Origin of the sequence: Tistrella mobilis, from assembly GCF_041468085.1 — a bacterium.
GTDB lineage: Bacteria > Pseudomonadota > Alphaproteobacteria > Tistrellales > Tistrellaceae > Tistrella > Tistrella mobilis_A.
Window position 1 is genome coordinate 1,679,283 of record NZ_CP121017.1, and the last position, 25,688, is coordinate 1,704,970.

The 25,688-nt window shown below is 67.6% G+C and carries 26 protein-coding genes; 16 read left to right on the plus strand and 10 right to left on the minus strand.

Features of this window, described 5'->3' with window-relative positions; genetic code table 11:
* Positions 1–2: 2 nt before the first annotated feature.
* The 6 genes from fliW to P7L68_RS13460 all read right to left on the minus strand — a co-directional run bounded on the left by fliW (position 3) and on the right by P7L68_RS13460 (position 5,609).
* The gene (gene fliW, locus P7L68_RS13435; RefSeq protein ID WP_372006144.1) at positions 3–476 is read right to left on the minus strand and encodes a flagellar assembly protein FliW; all 474 of its coding nucleotides are present in this window, start codon (positions 474–476) and stop codon (positions 3–5) included.
* A 152-nt stretch (positions 477–628) separates the two neighbouring features.
* Positions 629–1,531: a flagellin gene (locus P7L68_RS13440; RefSeq protein WP_372006145.1), complete on the minus strand. Its 903-nt coding sequence runs from the start codon at positions 1,529–1,531 to the stop codon at positions 629–631.
* A 78-nt stretch (positions 1,532–1,609) separates the two neighbouring features.
* Entirely contained in the window at positions 1,610–3,421 is a 1,812-nt protein-coding gene (gene flgK, locus P7L68_RS13445; RefSeq protein ID WP_372006146.1) for a flagellar hook-associated protein FlgK, read from the minus strand.
* Between the two features lie 31 nt (positions 3,422–3,452).
* Entirely contained in the window at positions 3,453–3,974 is a 522-nt protein-coding gene (locus tag P7L68_RS13450) for a hypothetical protein (RefSeq protein ID WP_372006147.1), read from the minus strand.
* A gap of 76 nt (positions 3,975–4,050) precedes the next feature.
* Positions 4,051–4,434, minus strand: coding sequence for a hypothetical protein (locus P7L68_RS13455; protein ID WP_372006148.1), 384 nt, complete (start codon positions 4,432–4,434; stop codon positions 4,051–4,053).
* 11 nt (positions 4,435–4,445) lie between these two features.
* The gene (locus P7L68_RS13460) at positions 4,446–5,609 is read right to left on the minus strand and encodes a flagellar basal body P-ring protein FlgI (protein WP_372006149.1); all 1,164 of its coding nucleotides are present in this window, start codon (positions 5,607–5,609) and stop codon (positions 4,446–4,448) included.
* Positions 5,610–5,948: 339 nt separating this feature from the next.
* Here P7L68_RS13460 and P7L68_RS13465 point away from each other — a divergent pair, with 339 nt between their 5' ends.
* The 3 genes from P7L68_RS13465 to P7L68_RS13475 all read left to right on the plus strand — a co-directional run bounded on the left by P7L68_RS13465 (position 5,949) and on the right by P7L68_RS13475 (position 9,897).
* Entirely contained in the window at positions 5,949–6,377 is a 429-nt protein-coding gene (locus P7L68_RS13465; RefSeq protein WP_372006150.1) for a flagellar assembly protein FliX, read from the plus strand.
* A 121-nt stretch (positions 6,378–6,498) separates the two neighbouring features.
* On the plus strand, positions 6,499–6,915 hold the full coding sequence (gene dksA / locus P7L68_RS13470) for an RNA polymerase-binding protein DksA (RefSeq protein ID WP_372006151.1): 417 nt from the start codon (positions 6,499–6,501) through the stop codon (positions 6,913–6,915).
* 303 nt (positions 6,916–7,218) lie between these two features.
* On the plus strand, positions 7,219–9,897 hold the full coding sequence (locus P7L68_RS13475) for a PAS domain-containing sensor histidine kinase (protein ID WP_372006152.1): 2,679 nt from the start codon (positions 7,219–7,221) through the stop codon (positions 9,895–9,897).
* Positions 9,898–9,912: 15 nt separating this feature from the next.
* On the opposite strand, the gene flgH is transcribed toward P7L68_RS13475, so the two are convergent.
* From flgH to flgF, 4 genes are all read right to left on the minus strand, one after another.
* Entirely contained in the window at positions 9,913–10,707 is a 795-nt protein-coding gene (flgH, locus tag P7L68_RS13480) for a flagellar basal body L-ring protein FlgH (protein ID WP_372006153.1), read from the minus strand.
* Positions 10,708–10,782: 75 nt separating this feature from the next.
* A complete protein-coding gene (gene flgA / locus P7L68_RS13485) occupies positions 10,783–11,775 on the minus strand; it encodes a flagellar basal body P-ring formation chaperone FlgA (RefSeq protein WP_372006154.1) in 993 nt (330 codons plus the stop codon).
* A 54-nt stretch (positions 11,776–11,829) separates the two neighbouring features.
* Complete coding sequence (flgG, locus tag P7L68_RS13490; protein WP_372006155.1) at positions 11,830–12,615, minus strand: flagellar basal-body rod protein FlgG; 786 nt, start codon at positions 12,613–12,615, stop codon at positions 11,830–11,832.
* Between the two features lie 48 nt (positions 12,616–12,663).
* Positions 12,664–13,383, minus strand: a complete 720-nt coding sequence (gene flgF / locus P7L68_RS13495) for a flagellar basal-body rod protein FlgF (protein ID WP_372006156.1) — start codon at positions 13,381–13,383, stop codon at positions 12,664–12,666.
* A 386-nt stretch (positions 13,384–13,769) separates the two neighbouring features.
* Between flgF and P7L68_RS13500 the strand changes: the two genes are divergently transcribed.
* The 13 genes from P7L68_RS13500 to P7L68_RS13560 all read left to right on the plus strand — a co-directional run bounded on the left by P7L68_RS13500 (position 13,770) and on the right by P7L68_RS13560 (position 25,666).
* Positions 13,770–14,333, plus strand: a complete 564-nt coding sequence (locus tag P7L68_RS13500; RefSeq protein ID WP_372006157.1) for a flagellar basal body-associated FliL family protein — start codon at positions 13,770–13,772, stop codon at positions 14,331–14,333.
* 55 nt (positions 14,334–14,388) lie between these two features.
* Positions 14,389–15,495: a flagellar motor switch protein FliM gene (gene fliM / locus P7L68_RS13505; RefSeq protein WP_014744618.1), complete on the plus strand. Its 1,107-nt coding sequence runs from the start codon at positions 14,389–14,391 to the stop codon at positions 15,493–15,495.
* Positions 15,492–16,067: a DUF6468 domain-containing protein gene (locus P7L68_RS13510; protein ID WP_372006158.1), complete on the plus strand. Its 576-nt coding sequence runs from the start codon at positions 15,492–15,494 to the stop codon at positions 16,065–16,067. Before fliM ends, P7L68_RS13510 begins: the two co-directional genes overlap by 4 nt.
* Complete coding sequence (locus P7L68_RS13515) at positions 16,067–16,978, plus strand: MotE family protein (protein WP_372006159.1); 912 nt, start codon at positions 16,067–16,069, stop codon at positions 16,976–16,978. The genes P7L68_RS13510 and P7L68_RS13515 overlap by 1 nt, the downstream gene beginning before the upstream one ends.
* 23 nt (positions 16,979–17,001) lie before the next feature.
* The gene (locus P7L68_RS13520) at positions 17,002–17,388 is read left to right on the plus strand and encodes a response regulator (RefSeq protein WP_014744621.1); all 387 of its coding nucleotides are present in this window, start codon (positions 17,002–17,004) and stop codon (positions 17,386–17,388) included.
* A gap of 49 nt (positions 17,389–17,437) precedes the next feature.
* Positions 17,438–18,100 (plus strand): protein phosphatase CheZ, encoded by a 663-nt coding sequence (locus P7L68_RS13525; protein ID WP_372006160.1) that lies wholly within the window; start codon positions 17,438–17,440, stop codon positions 18,098–18,100.
* Between the two features lie 50 nt (positions 18,101–18,150).
* The gene (locus P7L68_RS13530) at positions 18,151–18,813 is read left to right on the plus strand and encodes a flagellar motor protein MotB (RefSeq protein WP_372006161.1); all 663 of its coding nucleotides are present in this window, start codon (positions 18,151–18,153) and stop codon (positions 18,811–18,813) included.
* Positions 18,810–19,565, plus strand: coding sequence for a flagellar motor protein MotB (locus P7L68_RS13535; protein WP_372006162.1), 756 nt, complete (start codon positions 18,810–18,812; stop codon positions 19,563–19,565). The genes P7L68_RS13530 and P7L68_RS13535 overlap by 4 nt, the downstream gene beginning before the upstream one ends.
* Entirely contained in the window at positions 19,562–22,723 is a 3,162-nt protein-coding gene (locus tag P7L68_RS13540; protein WP_372006163.1) for a hypothetical protein, read from the plus strand. The genes P7L68_RS13535 and P7L68_RS13540 overlap by 4 nt, the downstream gene beginning before the upstream one ends.
* Before the next feature lie 134 nt (positions 22,724–22,857).
* Entirely contained in the window at positions 22,858–23,835 is a 978-nt protein-coding gene (locus P7L68_RS13545) for a class I SAM-dependent methyltransferase (RefSeq protein ID WP_372006164.1), read from the plus strand.
* 3 nt (positions 23,836–23,838) lie between these two features.
* Positions 23,839–24,666 (plus strand): TrmH family RNA methyltransferase, encoded by an 828-nt coding sequence (locus P7L68_RS13550; protein WP_372006165.1) that lies wholly within the window; start codon positions 23,839–23,841, stop codon positions 24,664–24,666.
* Positions 24,667–24,690: 24 nt separating this feature from the next.
* Positions 24,691–24,951: a hypothetical protein gene (locus tag P7L68_RS13555; protein WP_372006166.1), complete on the plus strand. Its 261-nt coding sequence runs from the start codon at positions 24,691–24,693 to the stop codon at positions 24,949–24,951.
* A 91-nt stretch (positions 24,952–25,042) separates the two neighbouring features.
* A complete protein-coding gene (locus tag P7L68_RS13560; RefSeq protein WP_372006167.1) occupies positions 25,043–25,666 on the plus strand; it encodes a TetR family transcriptional regulator C-terminal domain-containing protein in 624 nt (207 codons plus the stop codon).
* Positions 25,667–25,688 lie beyond the last annotated feature (22 nt).

Here is a 25,688-nt window from a genome sequence, read left to right on the forward strand (position 1 = left end):
GCTCAGCCCGCGATCAGCGGCTGGCGGATCGGGTACTTAGGGTTGTGCAGCACATGCTGCCAGCCCCGACGCGCATCCACATCCACCAGGATCGGGGCCCGGCGGTTGATGGTCAGCAGCACGCCGCCCTCTACCCGGTGGCTGGCGACCACCAGCAGCACGGCGGCGTTGGCGCGCGCGATGCCCAGATGGGCCAGCGCTTCGTCCAGATCCTCGGCATCGATGGCATCCGTCTTGACCGGCACCGGCAGCACCAGCATCGACACTTTCGGATTGTCGATCGAGACCAGGATCTTCAGGTGGTCGATGCGCTCGTCGGCGACATCGGCCAGCGCGAAGCGGCCGCGGCCGCCCAGGCCGACCAGACCACGGGGGATTTCAATGGCGCGATCGGGATCGATGGCGATCGGCCCGAAGCGGGTATCGAGCACCATCGGGGCATCGGGGATCATCGGGGCGTCGGTGGTTTCGGACATGTCGGGTGACATCCGGATAGCATGGGCGACAGCCGTCAGCATGACACGCTTTCCTTCGCTTGAGCAGTCCCCGTATGGGCCTTGCCGCTCTACGGGGGGGATCGGTGGAAAGAGGGGATGCCCTTCGGGGGCAGGTGATGTCCCGTGGGCGCTTACTTCAGATAATCGGCCAGCGACATCCGGTTGATCTGCGAGACCATCATGTAAGAGGCGTCCAGGATGGTCTGGTCGTTGGACATCCGGATGGTGGCCGAAGGGATATCGGTATTCTCGATCGCCGAGATGGCTTCTTCCTGCGTCACCTTCCGGTCCTCGTGGCCGGAGATGATGCTGTCGAGCCGGGCCTGGTTGGTGCCCACCTCGGCGCGATAATCGGCGAGCGTCGCGATCGCGTCATTGACCATGGTCAAGGCGGTCTCCGCCATCGCGGTCGAACCGATCTCTCCGGCCTCGATCGCCGCTTTCAGCGCGCCGATCAGCTGCTGAAAGCCCTCGCGATCGGCATTGACGCCGTAATCCATGGTGATCTGGTCGTCGAGCCGTGCGCTGAGCGCAACGTCGTCGCCGGCATAATAGCTGGCATCCGGGTCGCCCCAGACCGCCGGATCGGGAACCGGAACGGTCACCGGCTTGGTGTCGGTCCGCGAGCCGCCGAAGAGGTACCGGCCGTCTTCCGACACGTTCAGCGCGCCGGTCACCGTGTCGAGCAGACCCTGGGCCTCCTGCTGCAGCGGCACCGCGTCGGACAGTCCCGACGTCGTGGCCTGCATCAGCAGGGTGCGCAGGCTGCTTGCCGCATCGCCGATCGCCGAAAGGCTCTGATCGATCAGGGTCAACCGACGATCCACGTCCTTGGCATTCGACAGGTAGTTGTCGATCCGCGTCGCCTCGGAGCGCAGGTTCAGCGTCTTCTCCGAATCCCCCGCGATGCCGGCATAGTTCTGCGCGACCTTGCCGCTGGAGATCTGGGTGTTGGTGTCATAGGTCCGCGCCTGAACCTCCATCATATTGCTCAGGCTGCGGTTCATCTGGGCGTAGTTGGTGACGCGGATCATGATCGGAAACCTGCATCGAGAGGATCTGGCGGCGCCGGCGGGGGCCGGACGTCATGCTGAATGAAGTGGCCGGCCGGGTCAGTTGCCGACGATGTTGAGCAGTTCGTCGAACATCTGCTTCGCCGTGGTGAGCACGCGGGCCGATGCGGTGTAGGCGTTCTGGAACACGATCAGGTTGCTCATCTCCTCGTCGATATTCACTCCCGTCACCGAGGCGTCGCGATAAGAGAGATCTTCCTTGAGGATGCCTGAGTCGCTGGCGCGGGTAGAGGCTTCCGCCGCCACGCTCGCGATGTTGGAGATGATGCCCGAGGCATAGCCGGTCAGCGTGTAGTTGCCGCGGGCGAGCGAGCCCACCCCGGGCATCGCCTGGGCCGTGTTGACGCCCACCGCCAGCGCCTGAGCATTGCGGTTGTCGCCCGAGGTGATGGCGACGTCGCCGGCAAGAAGGGCGGTATCCTTCAGAAGCCCGGTCGCAACCCGTCCCGGATCGGCGACCACGGCCTTGGAGACTTCAATCGTCGAGGCATCGTCGCCGTCGAAAAGGTTGTTCAGCCCCAGATGATGCGAAAGGCCGCGCACCGTACCGTCGGTGTCGGTCACCTGGCTGGTGCTTTCGGACATCGCGATGCCCGCGGCGGTACCCGTGGCGGTGAGGGTGAACTTGCCGTCGACGATGGAAGCCGAAACATAGGGGCCGAGCGCGCTGGCATTGATGGTGTCGCGCAGGTCGCCGATGCTGGTGACGGTCGACAGATCGATGTCGAGCGGGGGAGCCACCAGCGTGCCGTCGGCTGCAACCGCGGCGATGCGGAACGTGCCGGTCGCCGAGAGCGGTGTGGTGGCCGTCACATCGGTCGAACCGGTGAGCGAGGCCGGGGCCGGCCAGCCGGTGCCCTGGTTGTGGATCGCGTTCATCCGCTCGATCAGGCTGTCGGCCAGGGTGTCGAGCTGACCGCTCAGCGCCGCCAGATCCTTGTCGCGCACCTGCAGCAGGCCGGCGAGATTGCCGCCCTTGATGGTGGAGGTGACCTGATCGCTGGTGCCGCCGGAGGCCAGCACATCGCCGTCGTTCAGCGCTTCCAGCGTGTCGGGATCGACTGCCACCGCCTTGATCGGGCTGTAGACCGCGTCGCTACCCGGCTCCATCACCGGGGTGTAGGTCAGCTGACGCAGGCTTTCGTCCAGCAGGGTCTGGCCGGCGCCGGTATAGATGGCGATCCGGCCATTGCTGCCGCTCACGATCTCGACGTCGATCTCGGCCGAGAGGTTCGCGATCGCGATATCGCGTTTGTCTTCAAGCTCCGAAGCCGATTCGCCCAGCGCATTGGCGCGCTGGATGCGGGCGTTCAGGTCATAGATCTGGCGGAGTGCGGCATTCGCGGCCTCGACCGAGTCGCCGATCTTGGCATCGGTATCGGCGCGGACCTGACCGACCTGGGCGGCGTTGGTGTTCAGCCGGTCGGTCAGCGCCTTGGCGGACGAGACCAGATTGTAGCGTTCGCTACCCGACTCGGTGGCATTGGCGACCGATTCGAGCTGGGTGAGGAAGGCATCCAGATCGGCCGAGATCGAGTTGCTGCCGCCGACCTTGCCGAACATGCTCTGCACCTGATCCAGGATAGAGGCGCGGGTGCTGTCGCGCGCCTCTTCGGCGGTGGCCCGGCGCAGTTCGGCACGCAGATAGTTGTCGACCTCGCGCTCGACGCCGGTCACCCGCACGCCCATGCCATAGCCGCCGATGGTGGCCGATTCCTGGACGACCGTCTTGCGGGTATAGCCGGGGGTGTTGGCGTTGGCGACGTTCTGCGACGTCACCGACAGCCCCGCCTGGGCCGCGTTCAGGCCGGTGGTCGCGTTGCGGAAGGCGGCGTCGAGGGAGAGCGACATGGGGAAGGGCTCCGGCGGTTCGGGGGCTTGATCAGATGCTGGTGTTCACGCTGATCGCACCCGCCCGGATGGTGCCGGCGCGGCCTGCGGTGCAGGCGCGGCCGTTGGCGCCGTAGACGGTGGCGGGGGCCTGCGCCCGGACGATGGCGCTGCGCACCGCGCCCAGAATCCGTTCGTTGAGCGACCGGGCAGCGCCGATGCGGCGGAGGTTTTCCTTCACCGCTTCGGCGAAGCGCGGGGCGGCCGCGCCCAGGCGCCCGAAATCCGGGGCCGCGCGCACGGCCGCCTGATCCTGCCGGCCGAGCAGGGCGTAGAGCTGTTCATAACCGCGACCAAGGCGCTGCTTGTCTGCCTGCAATGCGCGCATCCGGTCCATGTCCTTGACGGACAGCGCGGCGGTTTCCTCTTCCAGCACCCGGGTCAGTTCCTCGACCACATGGGCGAGATCGGCGACCAGGGTGGTGACCTCGGGATTCGGACGGCTGGCCGCGGCGCGAATGGCGGCAGCGAGGCCGTCCTGGCCGGCAGTGATGACGTCGGTGGGTGCGGGCATGACGAAGCTCCGGGCAAAGGGCAGGCGTTTCAGGACGGCAGAAGCAGGAGTGGTCCGGGGTCAGGGTGGCGACGGGTCAGGATTGGGCTTCCTGGATGCGGATCAACTGGTCGAGAACCTCGGCCGAGAGGCCGATGCCGCCGGCCTGGGCCATGGCCTGTCCGGTCTTCTCGGCCAGCATCGACTTCTGGAAGTCTTCCGCCGCCCGGGCGCCGGCGCCGTCCCCCATGCCGGGCATCAGATCGACGCCTTCCAGCATGGTCGACATCAGCCGCGACAGAAAAACCCCTTCCAGGGCTTCGGTCTTGTCGCGGGCCTTGTCGATGTCGATGCTGCGGCCGGTGGCCAGCTGGTTGAGCCGACCGGTCTCGACGCGGCCCTGAGCATCGCGGTTCTGGGCGCCCGAAAGGGCGGAGGGGATGAGCGGGGTGGCAAGGGTGCCGGAGCTGCTGATCGACATCTGACCGGTCCTCACATCACTTCGATTTCGGCCTGGAGGGCGCCTGCGGCCTTGATCGCCTGCAGGATCGAGATCATGTCGCGCGGGCTGATGCCGAGCATGTTCAGCCCGTCGACCAGTTCCTGAAGCGTGACCCCCTTGGGCAGTACCGCCAGCTTGCGATCCGCGCCCTGGTCGACCTCGATATTGGTGCGCGGTACCACTGCGGTCTGGCCCTGGGAGAAGGGGCCGGGCTGCGAGACCTGCGGGGTTTCGGTGATCCGGATGGTCAGGTTGCCCTGGGCGATGGCGACGGTGTCGATCCGGACGTTTTCGCCCATCACGATGATGCCGCTGTTCTCGTCGATCACCACCTTGGCGACCTGGTCGGGCTGCACGCGCAGCTGTTCGATCTGGGTCATCAGCCCGGAGACGTCGCCCTGCCACTGGGCCGGGACCTGGACCCGCACGCTGGCGGGATCGGTGGCCTTGGCGATGGCGCCGCCCATATAGGCGTTGACGGCTGAGGCGATGCGCTGGGCGGTGGTGAAATCGGGATTGCGGAGCGCGATCGTCACCTGGTCGAGCGAGTCGAAGGCAAAGGTCACCTCGCGCTCGACGATCGCACCGCTCGCGATCCGGCCCACGGTCGGCACGCCCTGGGTGATCGAGGCGCCCTGACCCTGGGCCGAAAAGCCGCCGACGGCGACCTGGCCCTGGGCGACGCTGTAGATCTCGCCATCGGCACCCAGCAGCGGGGTGACCAGAAGGGTGCCGCCCAGCAGCGATTCCGCATCGCCGATCGCCGACACGCGCACGTCCACCCGGCTGCCCTGGCGGGCAAAGGGGGGCAGGTTGGCGGTGACCATCACCGCCGCCACATTGTCGGTGCGCAGGCGCGAGCCGCGGCTGTTGACGCCCAGACGCTCCAGCATCGCCACCAGGCTCTGCTCGGTGAACGGGGCATTGTTCAGGCTGTCGCCCGTGCCGTTCAGGCCGACGACCAGGCCATAGCCGACCAGCAGGTTGTCGCGCACGCCTTCGATGTCGGCGATGTCCTTGATCCGGGACTGCGCCAGCGCGCCGGTGGGCAGGGCGATGGCCGCCACGGCGACCAGCGACGCCGCGAACACGGCGCGGATCGCGCGGAGGGCGCGGCGCGGACGGTCATGGGTCAGATGGCGGGACGCGGACATGGGCGGATCGGCTCCGGTTCGGGGGACTTCGCTTCGTCGTCACAGATGCGAGAACCGTGCCAGGGCAGAAGCTGTTGATCTGTGGCTGTTTTCAGCATGCGGGTTGCGGCCGCCGGGCAGAAGCGGCCGCAGGGGCCGCGGCAAGCGCTGCATGGTGCCCGGCAGAAACTGCCGGGTTCCCGCTGCAACAGCGGGGCGATGGATGGCGGCTTGCGGCCGGGGCTTGGCACCCGGCACATGCACGCCGATATACAGATGCGGGTGCCGGTTGTTATAAACGTCGTATGCAGCCCGCGGTCCCCGGTGGGATCGCTTCAGGCAGTGGAGGCTGACGAGGCAATGAAGGTCACAGGCGTCGGTACCGGCGCGCCCGCATCCAAGAGCCGTCGGACCCAGGGTCGCAGCGGCAGCTCCGACGATTTCGCGAGCCGCGTCGACGACGGAGGTGAGGCCCGCCAGACGGCTGCGCCCGCCAAGGCCGGGCCCCTGACCGCCATGGACGCCCTGCTGGCATTGCAGGGTGTGCCGGGCCGGGGCGAGGATGCCGACCGCGATGCCGCCGAGCGCGGCGGCCAGATGCTCGACCTGCTCGACGACATTCGCCTGGGCCTGCTGGACGGGCGCGTGCCGAAGGCGGCGCTCGGCCAGCTCCGCAGCCTGGTCGAGGCCGAGCGCGGCAAGGTCTCCGATCCCCGTCTGGCAGAGGTTCTGGCCGAGATCGACGTTCGTGCTGCCGTCGAGCTTGCGAAACTCGATCGTATCGGTTAACTACAGGCCCGACCGGACGGGCCGCCGTGTTCCCCCGCGGGCCGGCCGCCAACCGGAACGCGAGCGACCACCTGCCCGCGGCCGCATCGTGGGTGGATGGCCTCTCTGAGGGGAGACCAGGATGGCTGTCACGCTGCCGCCCGACTACTTGCCGTCCGAAGACGAGCCGTTCATGAATGACCGGCAGGTCGAGTTCTTCCGTCGTCGCCTTATGGCGTGGCGCGAGGAAATCCTCCGTGAATCTTCGGAAACGTTGCGCAACCTGCAGGAGGACAGCCTGCAGGAGCCGGACATCACCGACCGTGCCTCGGCAGAGGCCGATTGGTCGATCCATTTGCGCACACGCGACCGTCAGCGCAAGCTGATTTCCAAGATCGATGCTGCGCTGAAGCGCATCGAGGATGGTTCCTACGGCTATTGTGAGGAGACGAGCGAGCCGATCAGCCTGAAGCGGCTGATCGCCCGGCCGATCGCGACCCTCAGCATTGATGCCCAGGAACGCCACGAGCGCCGCGAGCGCAGCTATCGCGACGACTGACCGCGGGGCCACGCACCGGAAGCGGGGTGTGTCATGACCCCGCAACCTTGAAGACGTAAGGGGCGCACCGATGCCGGGAACATCGGTGCGCCCCTTATTCTTGATATGGGTGCCGACGAGCCCTGTCAGCTGAAGGGTGGTCCGGCGTCGGATGTGATGCCATAGTCGTGTAGCGGTTGCGTGCGGGGAGGGGGATGGCCCCGCGGGAGGCAGGTGCCGGGAACACGTGGGGGCGTGGCTGCCGATGGACGGTCGTGCATGGCCTTGAGCGGGCCGAGGGGTGAACGCGATCCGACGATATCGATGGAACAGCGGCGCCGGCGTGAGCGCCGTTGGCTGATCATCGTGGCGTCGCTGGGGATCGCCTTTTCGATCGTCGTCTGGTCGATTGCCCGACATGACCGGCTTCAGGACAGCCGTCATGCCTTTTCCGAGATCGCCACTGCCACGGCGGCCGCGATGGCGCTCGACATCGATCGCCATATCGGTGTCGCCGATGATCTCGCGGCCTTATTTGCATCGTCCGACGAAATCTCGGCCGACGAATTCGAACGCTATGTCGTTTCGGCCCGCCAGCGGGCGCCGGCGATCAGTGCTCTGGCCTGGTATCGCGGCCAGATCGTGTCGCCATTGCGGGACACGTTGCCGGTGCCGGGGGAGATGCTGCCCGATGAGGTGGATCTCGTCGCGGCGCGGCTGGAACGGCAGGTTCTGGTCCAGGCTGGAAACGCAATCCGGCCGGGCAGCGAAACCGCACAGCTCTCCACCGATCTCCTCGCCGACCCGTCGGCCATGACGCGTCTGGTGGAACGGGCCCTGTTCTCGGGTGCGACGGCGGTGGAACCGTTCGGTCATCCGGATGCCAGCGGCCCCGTCGCGGGGCTGCTCTTCGCCATTCCGGTCCGTACGGGTGGCCGGGTCGGCGGGCTCGACGTGGTGATCGGCCTGATCGACGCCATGCGGCTGGTCGATGATGTCGGCCGGCGAACCGACGACCTGACGCGTGCCGGCAAGCTCAGCCTTCGGCCGATCGAACGCGTGCCCTCGGCCGCCGCCGTGTCACCGAGAATTTATGACCGGATGCCGGAAGGGTCCGATCCCTCTGCCTGGGTCCGGGTCCGGGCGGTGGAGGTCGGCGACCGTCTGTTCCGGATCAAGATCGCGGCCGGCAGCGACATGCCCGGGCGCTGGACGATCGAAGTACCGGCGCTGGCCGTATTGCTGGCCGGATTTGCCGTGACCGGCATGGCCGCCGGGCTGCTGCGGCGCACCCAGAAGCGCGCGGCGATGCTGGAAGAAGCGCGGGCCGGCAATCTGGCCACCCTGCGCCAGCTGGAGGCCGAAATCATGGCCCATGACGACACCGAGCGGCGGCTGGTTGAGACCGTTGAACGCCTGGCGATCAGCGAGCGCCGCTTCCGCAGCACGTTCGACCACGCGGCCGTGGGCATTGCCCATCTGAGCCCGGCCGGAACGATCGAGCGCAGCAACAGCCGCTTCGCCACTATTTTCGGCCTGCCGACACAGACCCTGCGCGGGCGTCGGGTGGATGATTTCGTGCATCCCGACGACCGCCCGGACTGGATCGCCGGGGTGACCGCCCTGCTCGCGGGACAGACGGACGTGTTGTCAACCGATTGCCGGGTGATCCGCGCCGGCGAAGCCATCTGGCTGCGGGTGACGGCCAGCCTGGTGCGCGACACCCTGGCGGAGGGCGACGACCGGCTCAACCATGTCATCATCGTGGTCGACGACGTGACGGAGCAGACCGTGATGATGCGGCGGTTGAGCCTGAGCGAACGCAGCCTGGCATCGGCCCAGCGCGTGGCCGGCCTGGGCATCGTGGAATGGGATCCGGCGACCGGTACGGTCTGGTGGTCGGCCGAAACCTACCGGCTGTTCGACCGCCCGCCTGCGTCCGGCCCGCTGCCCTTCGAGCGGCTGGCGGATTATGTCGTCGCCGAAGACATGGCGCTGCTCGATCGCGCGCTCGCCCACACCGTGGAGACCGGGGCGCCGCTGCGCATGGATCTGCGCATCCGCCGCCCGGGGGAGGAGCCGCGCTGGCTCAGGGTCGAAGGCGCGATGGAGGTGGATGGCGGCAGGCGCGTGCTGCTGGCGGCGCTGCTGGATGCCACGGCCGATCGCGTGGCATCCCAGACATTGCGCAGGGCCAAGGAACAGGCCGAGGCGGCGAACGAGGCCAAATCGATCTTCCTGGCCAATATGAGCCATGAATTGCGCACGCCTCTGAATGCGATCATCGGCTTCACTGAAGCCATGCTCGGCGGGCTGGGTGGCACGCCTTCGGACCGTCATCGCGGCTATCTGACGGATGTCCTCTCCGCCGGCCGGCATCTGCTGGGCGTCATCGAGAGCATTCTCGACCTGTCGAAGATCGAGGCGGGCAAGGCCCGGCTGGATGAAAGCCATGCCGATCTGGGCGCCATAGGCCGCGAGGCGGTGCGCCTGGTCACGCCGCAGGCGGAGACGCGGGGCATAGAGGTGTCGATCGACCTGCCGGATCCGGCGCCGGTGGTGCTGGCCGACCGGCTGAAGCTTCGCCAGCTGATGCTGAACCTGCTGTCCAATGCGGTGAAATTCAGCGACGCCGGGGGCGCCGTCTCGCTCTCGGTGATGCGGCGCAAGGAAGGCGGCGTGATGCTGGAGGTCGTCGACGACGGCATCGGCATGGACCCCGAACAGATCGCGACCGCCCTGCAGCCCTTCGAGCAGCTGGCCGCCGGCCGCGGACGGGGCGGCGGCACGGGGCTCGGTCTGCCGCTTGCGCGCGCGATCGCCGAGCTGCATGGCGGCCGGCTGGAGATATTGAGCCGGCCGGGTCTCGGTACCAGGGTTCAGGTGACCCTGCCTGCGGAACGCACGCTCGGTCTCGACGGCATGCCCGAGCCGCCGGCCGTGGTCAGAAAGCCGGTCGGCCCCGGAGATCTTCCCCCGGGGCCGACCGGCCGTCTGCATTGATCGGCGCGCCCTGACTCAGAAGGGCAGCAGGATGTCCATGACCTGGGTGCCGTAGCGCGGCTGCTGCACGTCCGAGATCTGGCCGCGGCCGCCATAGGCGATGCGGGCCTCGGCGATCTTGTCGTGCGGGATGCTGTTGTCGCCGGCGATGTCTTCCGGCCGGACCACGCCCGCAACCAGGATCTCGCGGACCTCGTAATTCACCCGCATCTCCTGCCGGCCGTTGATGACCAGATTGCCGTTGGGCAGGATCTGGGTCACCACCGCCGCGATCGAGATCGCCACCGCCTCGGTCCGCTGCACGCCGCCCTGGCCGACATTGCTGGTCGACGAGCCGAGATCGACCAGGCTGCCCGGATCGATCGGCTCGGCCAGCACCTTGCCCAGCTGGTTTTCGACACCGAAGAAGCCGTCGAGGCCGATCTTTTCGCTGTTGGTGCGCGACCGGTTGGTGCGGTTGTTGATCTGGGCGCGATCATTGATCGTGACCTTCACGGTCAGGATGTCGCCGACCTGCTTGGCGCGCTGATCGTCGAAGAAGGCGCGGGCACCGGCCTTCCACAATGAGTTGGGCGCACGGGTATCGGCGCGCACCGGCGGCATCGGCATCGAGACCGGCTTGTAGCCTTCCGTCTGAGTGGGGTTGTCGATCGGCGACAGGTCGGGTGCCTTGCCGATATTCGACAGCCGCTCACCGGCATTGCAGGCGCCGAGGGCGAGGGCCAGGCCGAGGACGGCGACATGGGCGCCACCGAAGCGGCGGCCGGTCCGGGCAGGGGCAGAGGTGCGGGAGGTGCGGGCCGTCGTCATGATGCGGTCCTCGATCTCGGAAAGCCTGGATAAGTGAAAGCTCGGGCAGGGTCGAAACGCGGGCAGGGCGGCCGGTCAGTTGCGAGCAAGGCTGGGGCCGGCATCACCCACTTCCAGGGTGCCGTCGGGGGCGACCCGGCCGTAGACGGTGTTGCGGCTGCGCGGGTTCAGCACCCGGACGGTCTCACCTTCGCCGCCATCGTCCAGCGCCTGGCCCTGGGCGGTGAGCACCAGCCCGCCGCGGCGGAAGATCATGGTGACCATTTCGCCCTTGCGGATCAGCTGGGGGGTGCCGACGTCGCGGGCCATCAGCGGCCGGCCGGGATAGCCCGGGCGGCGCAGGGCCTGGCCGATCAGCTGGTTGGGGTCGGTCACCTGCTGGTTGGTCAGCCGGCGGCGCTCTACCTCGATCAGGTCGATATCGCCGGCACCGATGATGGCGCCCCGGGCCAGCCGCTCGCGCAGGACCGGCACCGAGACCACCGCGGTGGCGCGCCCCGCAGCCACAACCACCAGCGGCGCAAGGCCTTCGCCCTGATCGACCTCGATCCGGGCCGAGAAGCGCTCGCTGCGCGGGTCGTAGACGAAATCGGCCAGGCGCGGCATCACCTCCAGCCCTTCGGCCACGGTGATTTCGGGCGCGCGGCCGGTATAGTCCAGCCGGTATTCGTCGGCCATGCCGGCACCGGGTGCGCGGTCGAGCGCGTCGGTGATCAGCGCGTCGATCTGCTCACGCGGGATGCGCTGGCCCCGGCGGGTGATGGTCACTTCTTCCGTGCCGGTCGACGGCTGCCAGGCAATTTCTGCCCGGCGGGCCATGCCGTCCAGCTGGCGGGCGCTCACCGTCATGCTCTCGCCGGGGGCCGGAGCAGGGAAGGCGATCAGGCTGCCGGTGTCCGGCGTCAGGCCGTCAAACAGGTCAGACAGGCGGACCTGGGCGCCGCCGACATCCGATGCAGCACGCAGAACGACCCCGGCCATGGCCGGGACCACGGCAACGCCGGCAAGCAGCAGGCCAAGGCCGGCGGCGCGGAGATGACGGGTAAGGCGGGCGGTGGGGCGGGTCATGGCGGCCGGGCTCCGGTAACGGAAGAGGCGGAAGAGGAAGACGGAAGAGGGTGATCAGCGCAGCTTGGTGACGGTGGAGTACATCTCGTCCGAGGCGGTGATGACCTTCGAATTCATCTCGTAGGCACGCTGGGCGGTGATCAGATTGGTGATTTCCTTCACCGGATCGACGTTGGAGCGCTCGATATAGCCCTGCAGAAGCGTGCCGTAGCCGGCGGTCCCCGGCACGGCATTGGCGGGCTCACCCGAAGAGGGGGTCTGGGCGAAGAGGTTGTTGCCCAGCGCTTCCAGGCCGCCCTCGTTCGCGAAGATGGTCAGTTCCAGCTGGCCGACATTCTGCGGATCCACCTGGCCGGCCAGCTTCACCTGAACTTCGCCGGTCGGGTTGATCGAGATTTCGGTCGCCTCGGGCGGGATCACGATCTGCGGCTGAACGGTGAAGCCGTCGGCGGTGACGATCGCGCCCTGGGGCGACAGCTGGAAGGAACCGGCGCGGGTATAAGCGTCGTCGCCATTGGGCAGCGCCACCCGGAAATAGCCGTCACCCTGGATCGCGAGGTCGAGCGGGTTGTCGGTGACCTCCAGCGGGCCCTGAAGAGTGATGCGGTAGACCGAGGCCGTGCGCACGCCCAGGCCGATCTGCACGCCCGACGGCACGATCGTGCCCACATCCGACGAGGCCGAGCCGACGCGGCGCTGGTTCTGGTAGAGCAGATCCTGGAATTCCGGGCGCCGCACCTTGTAGCCGGCGGTGTTCATGTTGGCGATGTTGTTCGCGATCACGTCGACATTGGTCTGCTGGGCGACCATGCCGGTGGCTGCGATGCTGAGCGATCTCATCTGCCTGGCCTCTCTCTTCCGATCCTGTACGTCCTGGGGTCAGCCGGCTCAGGCCTGACGGAGAATGCGCTCGACGGCGCGACGCTGGTTGTCGTGTTCGGTGTCGATGACGTTCTGGGCGGCCTCGAAGGCGCGCAGCAGCGACATCATCCGGGTCATCTCCACCACCGGCTGGACGTTGGAACCTTCGATCATGCCCTGCACGATCTTGGGTTCTTCAACTTCCTGCGGTTCCGCATCGGTGGCATACAGACCGGACTGGGTCTTGCGCAGCAGATATTCACTCTCGAAATTCACCACCGCGATCTGCGCGACCGGGCCCGCATCGGTTGCCACCGTGCCGTCGGCGCCGACCCGGATCGGGCCGTCGTTCAGCGGCACGGTGATGGTGCCGCCGCCCGCCGCTGCGACCGGGTCGCCGGTCACGCTCACCAGCCGGCCGTCGACATCGGTCGAGAACTTGCCGTTGCGGGTGTAGCGGGGGCCGAAGGGGGTTTCGACCTGAAAATAGCCGTCGCCCTCGATCATCACGTCCAGCGGTGCGCCGGTCTCGATCGGCCGGCCCTGGGCCAGGTTCCGGACGACGGCGACGTCGCGGGCGAAATGGGTCTTGGGCGCGTCGGACGGATCATAGAGGAAGTCGGTGAACATCATCCGCTCGCCGCGATAGGCCGTGGTCTCCGCGTTGGCGATGTTGTTCGCCACCAGCTCCAGCTCGCGGGCCATCGTCATCTGACGCGACAGGGCGACATAACTGGTGTTTTGCATCGGATCGGCCTCGAAACGCTCTGCTGCCGGCATCCCGGCGGGTCGGCGAACCTATATGCAGACACCATGCCAACTCTATAAGTTGTTGTGAACAAAAGAAACGAGACGGCGCCGGCACTGCGCGGGGCGGGATCCGGACCTGCCGGGCGGCAGGATCTGCGGGGTGGCTTCACGGCGGTCAGGAAAAAATTGCCGGTCCGTGGTGCACTGCAAGAGCTTGTTAACCGTGTTCCGATTAGGGTACGGCTGAACGGTGGAGAGGACGGCCGCGCCTGCGGATCGGACTGCACCAGGGCTTGCAGCGCCGTCAGAGGCGGACGATCTGGTAAGTCAGAGGCATGTGCCCGGATCTCCGACGGGACGGACAGTAGCGGGAAGCTTGGACGATGGCAGACGAGGCAGTCGGTATGGACGGCGAGGGCGAGGGGAAGAAGAAGGGCGGCAAAAAGCTGATCCTCTTCATCCTGCTCCCTCTTCTGCTGATCGGCGGTGGCGGGGCTGCCGCCTTCCTGACCGGCATGATAGGTGGTGGCGGCGAGGACGCGGCGCATGCGGAAGGCGATGCGGGCGGCCACGGCGCCACCGCTGCCGCCGGCGGCGGCCATGGCGCGGCCCCGGCCGGCCAGCAGGCCCGCGATCCGTTGACCGCGGTGTACTACGATCTCCCCGAGATGCTGGTGAACCTGAATACCGGCGGCAAACGTGTGAGTTTCCTCAAGCTGAAGGTTTCCCTCGAACTCCAGAAGCAGGAAGATACGCCTCTGGTCGAGAAGGTGCTGCCGCGCATCGTCGACAGCTTCCAGGTCTATCTGCGCGAGATGCGTGTCGAGGATCTGAGCGGGTCCGCCGGCATCTACCGTCTCCGCGAGGAGCTGCTCGACCGGGTGAATGTGGCGGCCCGGCCCGTCGTGGTGAACGACGTGCTGTTCCGCGAGATGCTCGTCCAGTAGGCGAGGAGGGCCGCGGCCACGGCCGCACCGCCTCTGCCGGAAGGAGACCAGGTCCATGGCCGATCCCAACGACGAAGACGGCAGCCCCGACGAAGACGCCATCGCCGCCGAATGGGAAGCGATGATGGCGGCCGAGGGCTCCGGCGAGGGCGGCGGCGATCAGGGCGATGTCGATGCGCTCTTCGCCGAAGAGGGCACGCGCGCGCTCAGCCAGGACGAAATCGACAGCCTGCTGGGCTTCGACCAGGGCGATGAGGGGGATGAGGAACGTTCGGGTATCCGGGCGATCATCAACAGCTCTCTGGTCTCTTACGAACGTCTGCCGATGCTGGAAGTGGTGTTCGACCGCCTCCAGCGGCAGATGACGACGTCGATGCGTAACTTCACCTCGGACAATGTCGAAGTCTCTCTCGACAGCACCTCGTCGATCCGCTTCGGTGACTACCTGAACTCGATTCCGCTGCCCGCGATGATCGCGGTGTTCAAGGCAGAGGAATGGGACAATTACGGCCTGGTCACGGTCGACAGCTCGCTGATCTATTCGATCGTCGACGTGCTGCTGGGCGGTCGGCGTGGTACCACGATCATGCGCATCGAGGGCCGGCCCTATACGACCATCGAGCGCAACCTGGTCGAGCAGATGATCCGGGTGGTGCTGAACGACCTGTCCGCGGCCTTCGATCCGCTGAGCCCGGTGAACATGAAGTTCGAGCGGCTGGAGACCAACCCCCGCTTCGCGACCATCGCCCGTGGTGCCAATGCCGCGATCGTGGCGCGGTTCCGGGTGGATATGGAGGATCGCGGCGGCCGGCTTGAGATCCTGATACCCTATGCGACGCTGGAGCCGGTGCGCGAACTGCTGCTTCAGATGTTCATGGGCGAGAAGTTCGGCCGCGATACGATCTGGGAGACTCATCTCGCTCAGGAGCTGTGGTATACGAACGTGACCGTCGAGGCTCTGCTCGATGAACAGACCCTGACCCTGGGCGAGGTGATGAGGTTCAAGGTGGGCACCACCCTGAAGCTGAATGCGCGGCCGAATTCCGATGTGCTGGTGCGCTGCGGCAGTGTGCCGCTGGCGCGCGGCCGCCTGGGGCGGGTTATGGATAACATCGCGGTCCAGCTCAAGGACAGCGTGCGCAAGTCGAAGATGACACGATGAGCTTCAGCCTGGGCATGATTCTCGACGTGACGCTGGTGGTGCTGCTGGGCGCCACCATCGGCTATTGCGTCGCCCTGCACCGGCGCCTGGGGGAGCTGCGTGCCGCCCAGAGCGAACTGCCCAGACTGATTGACAATTTCATCGAAGCCACCCGCCGGGCGGAAGCCGGCATTGCCGGGCTGAAGGCGGCCAGCGCCGCCACCGCCGAGGAGATCGGACCCAAGCTGGGGGAAGCCCAGGTCCTGCGCGAGGATCTGGCTTTCATGATCGATCATGGCGGCAAGCTGGCCGACCGGCTGGAGGCTGCCGTCCAGGTGGCCCGGGTGGAGGCGCAGAACCGTGCCGCGGCTCCCATGGCGGCTGCCCGGCCCGATCCGGCAGTCCAGGGCGGATCGTCGCGACGCAATGGCGCCGCAGAACCCCGGGCCCACGACTTCGATGACGAGGACGACGACCGGCCGTTGCGCGCGGAGCGGCCGGCGGCGGCACCCGAGCCTGCACAGCCGCGCGCCCAGCGCAGCCGCGCCGAAACCACGGCGGCGATCCTGCGCATGCTGAAGGGGGGTGACTGATGGCCTTCCTGACCCGCAATGGCCGGGCGGTACCGCCCGCGCCACAGGCAACGGCAGCGCAGGCCGCGGCGGCGCCCGCCCGCAGCGTGGCCGCGGTGCAGCGCCGCTCGGGACCGCTTGGCCTGCGTCTGCTGCCGGCAACGATCTTCGTGGCGGCACTGATGCTGTCGGTGCGCGTGGTCGACATCTTCGACGGCCGGGATCCGGCGGTGGAGATCGGTGTCGGCGGCGCGCCTGCCGAGGCGCAGGCGGTGCCGCCCACCCCGCCCGACGGCAAGCCCGGAACCGAAGGCGGTGCTGCCCCGGCTGCGGCCGAGGCTGCACCATCTGCGCCTGCGGCGCCGGCACCGGCACCCGACCGGCCGATCGCGACCGACGCCTTCCGCACCCCTGAGGTGCCGTCGGGGAGCGAAGGGGCCGAGCCGATCGACGTCAGCAAGCTGACCCGCGGCGAGGTGGCCGTTCTGCAGCGCCTGTCCGAACGTCGCCGCGAGCTTGACGAGCGTCAGGCCCGGGTGGACGAGCGCGAGCGGCTGCTGGCGGCGATGGAGACCCGCATCGACGACAAGATCGCCCAGCTCCGTTCCATCCAGACCGAGATCGAGTCCCTGCTCGGCAAGGTCAGCGAGGCACAGGAGAGTGAGTATCAGCGCCTGGTCCGCATCTACGAGGCGATGGAGCCCGAAGATGCCGCCCGGATCTTCCAGGGCCTGGACCTGCCGGTGCTGATGCAGGTGATGGAACGTATGAAAGAGCGCCGCACCGCGCCGATCCTGGCCCAGATGGACCCGGTCCGCGCGCGTGAGGTGACGACGGAACTCGCCGAGCGGCGCAAGCTGCCGCCCGGTGCGGAAGGTGCAGTGGAGGGCGGGACGCTCGCAACCCCGGCTGCTCCCGGAAACGGCAACTGAAGAACGAACGGAGTTGGACCCTTATGAGTGTCGACCTCAACATGCCGATCCTGATCGTCGACGATTACAAGACGATGCTGCGGATCATCCGTAACCTGCTGAAGCAGCTCGACTTCGTGAACGTCGACGAGGCGACCGACGGCGGCATGGCCCTGCGCAAGCTGCGCGAGAAGAAGTATGGGCTGGTCATCTCCGACTGGAACATGGAGCCGATGACCGGTCTCCAGCTGCTCAAGGAAGTGCGCAAGGACGTGAAGCTGAAGGATACTCCCTTCATCATGATCACGGCTGAAAGCAAGACCGAGAACGTGCTGGCGGCGAAGGAAGCCGGCGTCAACAACTATATCGTGAAGCCGTTCAACGCCGAGACGCTCAAGTCGAAGCTTGTTGCGGTCCTCGGGCCGTTCTGATCTCAGGCGGGTTCCGGTCCTTTCGCAGGCTCATCGGGAGCACCGTGCTATGAACGTCAAAGGCAATCTGCGTGCCGACCTGCAGCAGCGTATCGATTCGCTGCGTGCCGAACGCGGCGAGAACGTGCAGCTCTCGGAAGTGACCGAAGTGGTCGAGGCGCTGCTCGGCACGATGGATGGCGACATCACCGCCCAGGAGCTGCAGCTCTATGGCGAGCTGAACGAACTCGCGACCTATATTCAGCGTGCCAAGCTTGAAATCGCCGAGCTGAGCCCGCATGAGATCCGGACCGATCACATCCCGTCGGCCACCGACGAACTGGATGCCATCGTTGGCGCGACCGAGGTTGCGACCAGCAATATTCTGGACGCGGTCGAGACGATCGAGAACGCGCTCGATGGCATGGAGGGCGAGGCGGCCGACCGGATGCGGGATCAGGTGACCCGTATCTACGAGGCCTGCAACTTCCAGGACGTGACCGGCCAGCGCATCGGCAAGGTCGTCAAGACGCTGAAGTATATCGAGATCAAGATCGACGCCATGATCTCGGTCTTCGGCGATATGGGCGAGGCGGAGAAGGCCCCGGCCGACCCGTCGCACAAGACCTGGAAGGACGTGGTCTCGCGCGTCGATGACGATCAGACCCTGGAAGGGCCGGCGTCGAACGACGATGCCATCCGCCAGGAAGACATCGACGCACTGTTCGATTGAGACCAGAGGCTCAGATGCTGCGATCGGCGGAAAGCTGAGGGAGACGGGGAATGGAGGATGAGGCGCCACGCCCTGAGCGGCGGCACGCCGACGGCAACGTTGCCCTGTATCTGGGGCTCTACCTCATTCTCCTGTCCTTCTTCATCATGCTGAACGTCATCTCCAAGGTCAGCGAGGAGAAGGTTCAGTCGACGGTCGACAGCCTGCAGTCGACTTTCGCCTCGTCGACCGCGACCGACGGTCGGCTCGACCGGATCGCGATCCTCTACGGACCCGGAAACATCTCGGAAGCTTTCCGCACCGCCCTGTTCGAACTCTTACAGGCGGCTATCCCGCGTGCCCGGGTGCAGGCCTTCGACAATGGAAACGTGCTGCAGGTGCGCGTGCCGATGGACGAGGTCTTCACCGAAGGCGAGCCCCGGGTCCGGCCGCGGGTTTCCGACCTGCTCAACCGGGTCAGCGACCTGTTGTCCACCCGCGGACCCGAAGTGCGCGAGGTGACCTTCGGCCTGCCCCGCGGCCCGGGCGGCGATGTCGACCGGCAATCCCTGCTCCGTGCCGGGGTGCTGGCCCGCACGGCCGTTGCCTTCGGCATGCCGGACCGCATCCTGGCGACCGGCGTCGGGGATCACAGCTCCCCTGACCTGGTGATCGAGTTCCGCGCCGGGTCACCGCCGCAGATCGACCCGCGGGGCGGGGGAGCGGCGCAATGACTGGATTCGACGACCGGGGCGGCCCGGGCGATGATGACGCCCCGGTCCGTGGCGAGCCGGCCAAATCGGACTGGATGTACACCTTTGCGGATCTGGTCTCGCTGCTGCTGACCTTTTTCGTGATGCTGTTCGCCATGTCCTCCCTTCAGGACGACCGTTTCCAGGAGATCGCAAGCTCGCTCGGCGCGCGGCTGAACCTGACCCAGGCGGTGCCGGCGCCCCGGCCCTCGGCCTCGGTCGACATGCCCAGCGTGCTGATCCCGCGTGCGGTTGATCTTGACTATCTGCGCCGGATCATGACGGCCAAACTGGCCCAGCTGCCGATGGCCGAACGGATCCCGGATCTGGAACTGCGGCGGGAGAACGGCCGGGTGGTGCTGTCCCTGCCGGCCGACAGCCTGTTCCCGCCGGGCAGCGCCGAGCTGGTGCCGGGCGCGCGACGGGTGTTGTTTCTGCTGGGCGAAAGCCTGTCGGTCTTCGCCAACCGGGTGAGTGTCGAGGGCCATACCGATCCGATCCAGATTCAGAGCGACCGCTATCCATCCAACTGGGAGCTGTCGATCGATCGTGCCGCATCGGTCGCACGGGCCTTGCGCCAGAGCGGGTACACGAAGACGATAGCGGTCTATGGTCACGGGTCGTCGCGGTTCGACGATGTCGACATCCGCCTGCCCAGGACCGAACGCTATGCAAAGAGCCGGCGGGTCGACGTGCTGATCGACGAACCGGAAGCGGAGGGCTTCGGATCGTGAGGGATCTGAAGGGAGGGTACGGGCCGGTAACGCGACTGGCGGTCGCGCTGGCGGTGGCGGCAGGGTTGTGCCTGCCGTCGATGCCACCCCGTGCCTTTGCCCAGCAGGTGCCGGCTGCCGCTGCACCCCCGTCGGGTGGCGCGGCTGCGCAGACGCTGCCCCTGATCCGTGTCCGCACAGGCCTGCACCCCAATTTCGGCCGCATCGTCTTCGACTGGACGGGCCGTGTGGGCTATGACGTGAAGGTGGAGGGCAACGCCCTCACCGTCGTCTTTCAGGAACCGGTGACCATCGATGTCACCGACGTGCCGGTGCGTCTTGGCCGCTATGTCGCCGCGGCGGCGGTGGAAACCGGCGATGGTCGCACCGCGGCCGGCTTTACCGTGAAGGCCGATGCCCGCATCCGCCATTTCTATGTCGGCAACCGCGTGGTGATCGATATCTACGAGCCCGCCGACGCCGCGGCACGTGCCGCCGGGCGGGAGCCCATCGCCGACATCGCCACCCTGGTCGGTCAGAACCCGGCCACGCCCGGGCCGGCCGCACCCGAAGGCCCGGTGCCGCCTGTCCAGATCCAGACCGCACCCGGTGCGACATCCGGCCCGGCTGCGCCGGGGACCGGCCAGCCTGCCGGCCCTGCCGCTCCCGGAGCCTTGCCGACGGATGCAGGCGACACCCCGGCTGCTGCGGGTGGGCTGCCAGGGGTGCTGCCCGGCTACCAGGCCGGCACCGGCAGCACCGAGGCGTCGGGTGTGGTCATCACCACCACGCCTGCCGATCGCGGCGTGATGATCGATTTCGACTGGGGCGGCAATGCCCCGGCCGCGGCGGTGTTCGCGGCCTATGACGCGGTCTGGATCGCCTTCGACCGTCCCGCCAATGTCGTCACCGAAAGCATGACCGGGCCCTCGGCGGGGCAGATCGAACGGGTGCTGGTGGTCGACAATCCCGACCGGGCGCTGGTGCTCCGGCTCGACACCCGGCCGGGGCTCAGGCCGCATGTCCGCCGCGATGAGGGGATCTGGCGGGTGCGGCTGCTGGAAGATGCCCCCTTGCCCGACCAGCCGCTGACGGTGGCCGGCGGCACGACCGGCGGGCTGGTTGTGGATGGCAGCGACGGTGCCGCGCCGCTCAACGTCACCGACCCCGTCTCGGGCATCCGCATGATTCTGGTGCCCATCCGTGCGTCCTCGCGCGGGGTGGTGCCGACGCGGCAATTCGTGCCGTTCGAACTGCTGGAGACCGCGCAGGGCGTCGCGATCCGGCCGCGCCCCGATGCCCTGCCGGTTGCCAGCCGCCGCGACGGCGTGGAGATCGGCGGCGGCGGCGGTCTGCCGATTTCGGCCGAGGCGCTGGCGCCCGCCGCCCTGCCGCCGGCGCCCGCCGCACCCGTGCAGGAAGACGATTCCGAGGCGGCCCGGCTGATGACCGAAATGGCGATCGGCGGGCGCGACCCGTTCGATTTCGCCCGCTGGGTGCGCACCCCCGATCTGATCACCGAAACCCGCCAGGCCCTGCAACAGGCCATCGTGTCGGTGGCGCCGCCGCTGCGCACGGGCCCGCGTCTGACGCTTGCCCGTTTTCTGCTGGCCAACGGTTTCGCGGCCGAGGCATCCGGGGTGATCGAAACCGCGATCGCACTGGAGCCGGGTGTTGCCGACCGGGTGGATGTGGTGGCGTTGAAGGGCGCTGCGGCCTATATGCAGGGGCATTACGACGAGGCCGAGACCGCCTTCAACGATCCGCGCTTCGACCAGGACCCCGGCTATGCGCTGTGGCGCGCGGCGGTGGCTGCCGGACGGGAACGCCATCAGCAGGTGGGCGAGTATGCCTCGGGCGGCGTGAAAGTGCCGGCCGATTTCCCGGAAGCGCTCAGGGTGCGGATGCTGGTCCAGATCGGCCAGTCTGCGCTGACCAGCGGCCGGCTGGAGATCGGCCGGGAGATCCTCGACAACCTGTCGTCGATGAACCTGTCGCCGTCAGACCGGGCGATGACCGATTATCTGTCGGGGCTGGCCGACAAGGCGGCCGGCAATCCCGAGGCGGCGATCGGCCGCTGGCGCGCCATCGCCGACCAGGGCATCGATCGCAGGGTTTCGGTTCTGGCCCGCCTGGCGCAGATCCAGACCGAGGTGGAGACCGGCGCGATCACCGCAGCCGACGGGGCGGCAGCGATCGATAAGCTGCGCTTTGACTGGCGCGGCGACGAGATCGAGCTGCAGATGCTTCAGCTTCTGGGCGAGATGCACGAGAAGGCCGGCAATTATCACGATGCGCTCGCCGCCTGGAAGGAGGCCGTGACCTACTATCCCGACGCCCAGCAATCGGCGACGCTGGCCAGGCGGATGAGCGACACTTTCTCGTGGCTGTTCGTCGATGGCGGCGCGTCGAAACTGGCACCGCTGGACGCGCTGGCGCTGTTCTACGATTATCGCGAGCTGACCCCGGTGGGAGAGCGCGGCGACGAGATGATCCGGATCATGGCCGACAAGCTGGCCGCGGTCGATCTGCTCGACGAGGCCTCGGAACTGCTCCGCCATCAGGTGGCCTTCCGGCTGAACGGCGCCGACAAGTCGCGGGTCGGCGCCCGGCTGGCGCTGATCCGTTTGCTCGACAACGACCCGGCCGGCGCGCGCCAGGCCCTGCAGGACAGCATCACCGCCGACATGACCCCGGCGCTGGTCGAACAGCGCCAGCGGCTGGAGGCACGCGCCCTTGCCGATCTGGGCGAATACCCGGGCGCCTTCGCGGCGATCCAGGGCGATGACGGTGCCGAAGCCCGCCGGCTCCGTGCCGAGTTCAACTGGGCTCAGGAGAAATGGGGCGATGCCGCAACCGCTTATCGCCGCGTCATCGAGCCGGTGATGAACCGCCCCGATGCGCGGGTGGATGACGTCACGGCGCGCGAGGCGTTGAAGGCGGCGGTTGCGGCCGTGCTGGCCGGCAATGATGAGTTGCGCCGCGAGCTGCGCCAGAAACTGGGCTCTCGCATGGCAGAGACCACCGTTGCCGGCGCCTTCCGCTTCGTGACCGATCCCATCGCGCGTGCCGAAAGTGCCGATTTCCGCGCGGCCCTCTCTCAGGTCGGCAGCTACGAAAGCTTCCTTGCCGCCTATCGCCAGCAGGTCGCGACCCAGCGCCTGAGCACGATCAACTGATCGGCAGCTGTGGCCGGGGCTGCCGCTTTGCGGTTCCGTCTGCTGCGGCGAGGCTTTAGGATGCGCGCCTCCCGTTCCGGCCCATCCGGGGCCGGGATCGCATTTCCTTTCCGTGCCGGAGCTTCGTCCGCATCTTGTCCGCGTCGTCTGATCTCTCCCGCAATCCTGCCTGGCCATCGCCCGAGCTGATGATCACCGAGGGCTGGGCCGATTATGCCCTGCTCGACAGCGGTTATGGCCGCAAGCTGGAGCGTGCCGGCCGGATGACCGTGATCCGGCCCGAGCCTCAGGCGATGTGGAGCCCGGCACTCGACGAGGCCGAATGGGACCGGGCGGATGCGATGTTCGATGCCGACCGGACCTCGGAAGACGAGGGCGGCCGCTGGCGCTTCGCCCGCGACGACATGCCCGAAACCTGGCCGATGAGCTTTGACGGCGTCGGCTTCCTCGGCCGCTTCACGCCCTTCCGGCATCTGGGCTTCTTTCCCGAACAGGCGACGCAATGGGCCTGGATGCTGCCACGCATCCGGGCGCGGGTCGCGGCCGGCGGCCCGCCGCCAAGGCTGCTCAACCTCTTCGGCTATACCGGTGTCGCGTCGCTGCTGGCGGCCGCAGCCGGAGCCGAGGTGGTGCATGTCGATGCCTCGAAGAAGGCGATCCATCAGGCGCGGGAAAACCAGGCCGCGGCCGGCCTGGACGACCTGCCGATCCGCTGGCTGGTCGAAGATGCCCGCCGCTTCCTGGCCCGCGAGGTCCGGCGCGGCAATACCTATGACGGCATCCTGCTCGACCCGCCCAAATACGGCCGTGGCCCCAAGGGCGAGGTCTGGAAGCTGTTCGACGACCTGCCGCCGATCCTGGCCGATGTCGCGGCGGTGACTGCGGCTGACGCCATGTTCGTGATCCTGACCGCCTATGCCACGCGCCTCACCTCGGCGGCGCTGGCCGGGCTGATGACCGAAACCATGGGCCGGTTGCAGGGGCGGGTCTTCTGCGGCGAGATCGCCACGGCCGAGCTGTCCGCCGGCCGGGTGCTGCCCACCGCTCTCTTTGCCCGCTGGATGTCCGATACGGCGCTGGCGGCCGAGCCCGCCGCCTTTCGCGGAGCCTGACACATGACCCTGGACATTGATGCGAAGCCGGTGAGCAGCCTGTCCAACCCGGCGGTGAAGCGTCTGGCCGGGCTTCACCTCAAGAAGAACCGCGAGGCCACGGGGCTGTTCCTGGTGGAGGGGCTGCGTGCGGTGATCGAAGGCGTGGAGCTGGGTTTCACGCTGGACGAGGTGGTGTTTGTCGAGCGGCTGCGCGACCTGCCGCCGGGGCGCAGGCTGGCGAAGCTGATTGCCGGCACCGGTGCCCGGGCGCTGGAGGTGACACCGGAGGTGCTGGTCAAGATCGCCCGGCGAGACAATCCGCAGACGGTGATCGGCGCCTTCCGCCGCCGGGAATTCAGCCTCGACGACGTCCGGCCGGAACCGGGCGCGCTTTGGGTGGTGCTGGAAGGGATCAAGGATCCCGGCAATCTGGGCACGGTGCTGCGCACGCTGGATGCGGTGAAGGGGGCGGGGGTCATCCTGGTCGGCGACACCTGCGACCCCTGGTCGGTGGAAGCGGTTCGTGCGACCATGGGCTCGCTGTTCGTCAACCGCATCGTGCGCGCCCCGATGGCGGCCTTCCTGGCCTGGCGCCGCGGCTGGACCGGCACGGTGGTCGGTACCGCCCTCACAGCCGCGGTGGATTACCGGCTGGTCGACTACCGGCCGCCGCTGCTGCTGATGATGGGCAATGAGCAATCCGGTCTGCCGCCGCAGATGGTGGCGGCCTGCGACCGGACGGTGAAGATTCCGATGCTGGGCCGGGCCGACAGCCTCAACCTCGCGGTATCCACCGGCATCATGCTTTACGAGGTCGTGCGCTGCCGCCAGCCGCTGGCGGAGAGCTGACCTGGCAAGCGGGAGGACCTGCCGATGACCGGGGCTGTCACCAGTCGGGCCTTTGCGGCCCTGGCCCTGCCCGGGGCGATCGACCTTCTGACGGCGGCGGCAGAAGGCCGGCCGCCGGGTCCCTCGGAGGTGCTGGATGCCCTGCTGGATGCCGGGCTTCTGATCGAGGCGGAGGACGGCGGCTTCAGGCCCGTGCGTGCGGCGTTGCTGGAACTCGCCGATCTGATCACCGCGCCGCTGACGGCCGGCCAGGATCCGGGTTTTGCCATTCCGCGAATGGGTTAGGGCCGGAATCCTCGTGGCGGCGGTGCTGCTTGACGATCTGAAATGACCGGTCATATTATTTTGCCATCCTTCCGCGCCCGGGGGCACCGCCATGCCGCGAACCAAGGACAGTACCGACATCCCCAACCGTCTGCTGAAGGCGGGGCGCGACCTGTTCTGGCGTGAGGGCTACAACGCCACCGGCATCCTTCAGATCACCGAAACCGCCGGTGTTCCCAAGGGTTCGTTCTACAATCACTTTCCCAGCAAGGAAGCGTTTGCCGTTGCGGTGATCGACCAGTATGGCGACCACCTGCAGCGGTCGTGGCATGCGATGGTCGCCGCCGCACCGCCGGGGGCGAAGGCCACCATCGCCCATGTCTTCAACGAGATGATCGCCTGGCATGAGCGCACGCCGGACCGGCCGGGCTGCCTGATGGGCAACCTGGCGGCAGAGATCACGCTGTCGAGCGACCTCTGCCGCGAGGCCCTGCAGGCGGCGCATCTGGCCTGGCGCGGCCGTCTGGCCGGGCTGATCCGTGAAGGACAGGCGGCCGGGGAGCTGCGCCGTGATCTGTCGGCCGGGCTTCTGTCCGGGCTGATCTGGGATGCCTGGGAAGGTGCGCTGCTGCGCATGAAGCTGGAGCGGTCGGCAGAGCCCGTGCGGCAGAGCATGACGCTGTTGCTGGAGCAACTGCTCTGGCCGCATCAGGCCACCCCCCATCAGGCCGCCTGAACCACGACGACGACCAACCATA

Coding starts and splice junctions, on each gene's coding strand:
- fliW (WP_372006144.1), bottom strand. CDS start 476: ATGTCCGAAACCACCGACGCCCCGATGATCCCCGATGCCCCGATGGTG.
- P7L68_RS13440 (WP_372006145.1), bottom strand. CDS start 1,531: ATGATCCGCGTCACCAACTACGCCCAGATGAACCGCAGCCTGAGCAAT.
- flgK (WP_372006146.1), bottom strand. CDS start 3,421: ATGTCGCTCTCCCTCGACGCCGCCTTCCGCAACGCGACCACCGGCCTG.
- P7L68_RS13450 (WP_372006147.1), bottom strand. CDS start 3,974: ATGCCCGCACCCACCGACGTCATCACTGCCGGCCAGGACGGCCTCGCT.
- P7L68_RS13455 (WP_372006148.1), bottom strand. CDS start 4,434: ATGTCGATCAGCAGCTCCGGCACCCTTGCCACCCCGCTCATCCCCTCC.
- P7L68_RS13460 (WP_372006149.1), bottom strand. CDS start 5,609: ATGTCCGCGTCCCGCCATCTGACCCATGACCGTCCGCGCCGCGCCCTC.
- P7L68_RS13465 (WP_372006150.1), top strand. CDS start 5,949: ATGAAGGTCACAGGCGTCGGTACCGGCGCGCCCGCATCCAAGAGCCGT.
- dksA (WP_372006151.1), top strand. CDS start 6,499: ATGGCTGTCACGCTGCCGCCCGACTACTTGCCGTCCGAAGACGAGCCG.
- P7L68_RS13475 (WP_372006152.1), top strand. CDS start 7,219: ATGGAACAGCGGCGCCGGCGTGAGCGCCGTTGGCTGATCATCGTGGCG.
- flgH (WP_372006153.1), bottom strand. CDS start 10,707: ATGACGACGGCCCGCACCTCCCGCACCTCTGCCCCTGCCCGGACCGGC.
- flgA (WP_372006154.1), bottom strand. CDS start 11,775: ATGACCCGCCCCACCGCCCGCCTTACCCGTCATCTCCGCGCCGCCGGC.
- flgG (WP_372006155.1), bottom strand. CDS start 12,615: ATGAGATCGCTCAGCATCGCAGCCACCGGCATGGTCGCCCAGCAGACC.
- flgF (WP_372006156.1), bottom strand. CDS start 13,383: ATGCAAAACACCAGTTATGTCGCCCTGTCGCGTCAGATGACGATGGCC.
- P7L68_RS13500 (WP_372006157.1), top strand. CDS start 13,770: ATGGCAGACGAGGCAGTCGGTATGGACGGCGAGGGCGAGGGGAAGAAG.
- fliM (WP_014744618.1), top strand. CDS start 14,389: ATGGCCGATCCCAACGACGAAGACGGCAGCCCCGACGAAGACGCCATC.
- P7L68_RS13510 (WP_372006158.1), top strand. CDS start 15,492: ATGAGCTTCAGCCTGGGCATGATTCTCGACGTGACGCTGGTGGTGCTG.
- P7L68_RS13515 (WP_372006159.1), top strand. CDS start 16,067: ATGGCCTTCCTGACCCGCAATGGCCGGGCGGTACCGCCCGCGCCACAG.
- P7L68_RS13520 (WP_014744621.1), top strand. CDS start 17,002: ATGAGTGTCGACCTCAACATGCCGATCCTGATCGTCGACGATTACAAG.
- P7L68_RS13525 (WP_372006160.1), top strand. CDS start 17,438: ATGAACGTCAAAGGCAATCTGCGTGCCGACCTGCAGCAGCGTATCGAT.
- P7L68_RS13530 (WP_372006161.1), top strand. CDS start 18,151: ATGGAGGATGAGGCGCCACGCCCTGAGCGGCGGCACGCCGACGGCAAC.
- P7L68_RS13535 (WP_372006162.1), top strand. CDS start 18,810: ATGACTGGATTCGACGACCGGGGCGGCCCGGGCGATGATGACGCCCCG.
- P7L68_RS13550 (WP_372006165.1), top strand. CDS start 23,839: ATGACCCTGGACATTGATGCGAAGCCGGTGAGCAGCCTGTCCAACCCG.
- P7L68_RS13555 (WP_372006166.1), top strand. CDS start 24,691: ATGACCGGGGCTGTCACCAGTCGGGCCTTTGCGGCCCTGGCCCTGCCC.
- P7L68_RS13560 (WP_372006167.1), top strand. CDS start 25,043: ATGCCGCGAACCAAGGACAGTACCGACATCCCCAACCGTCTGCTGAAG.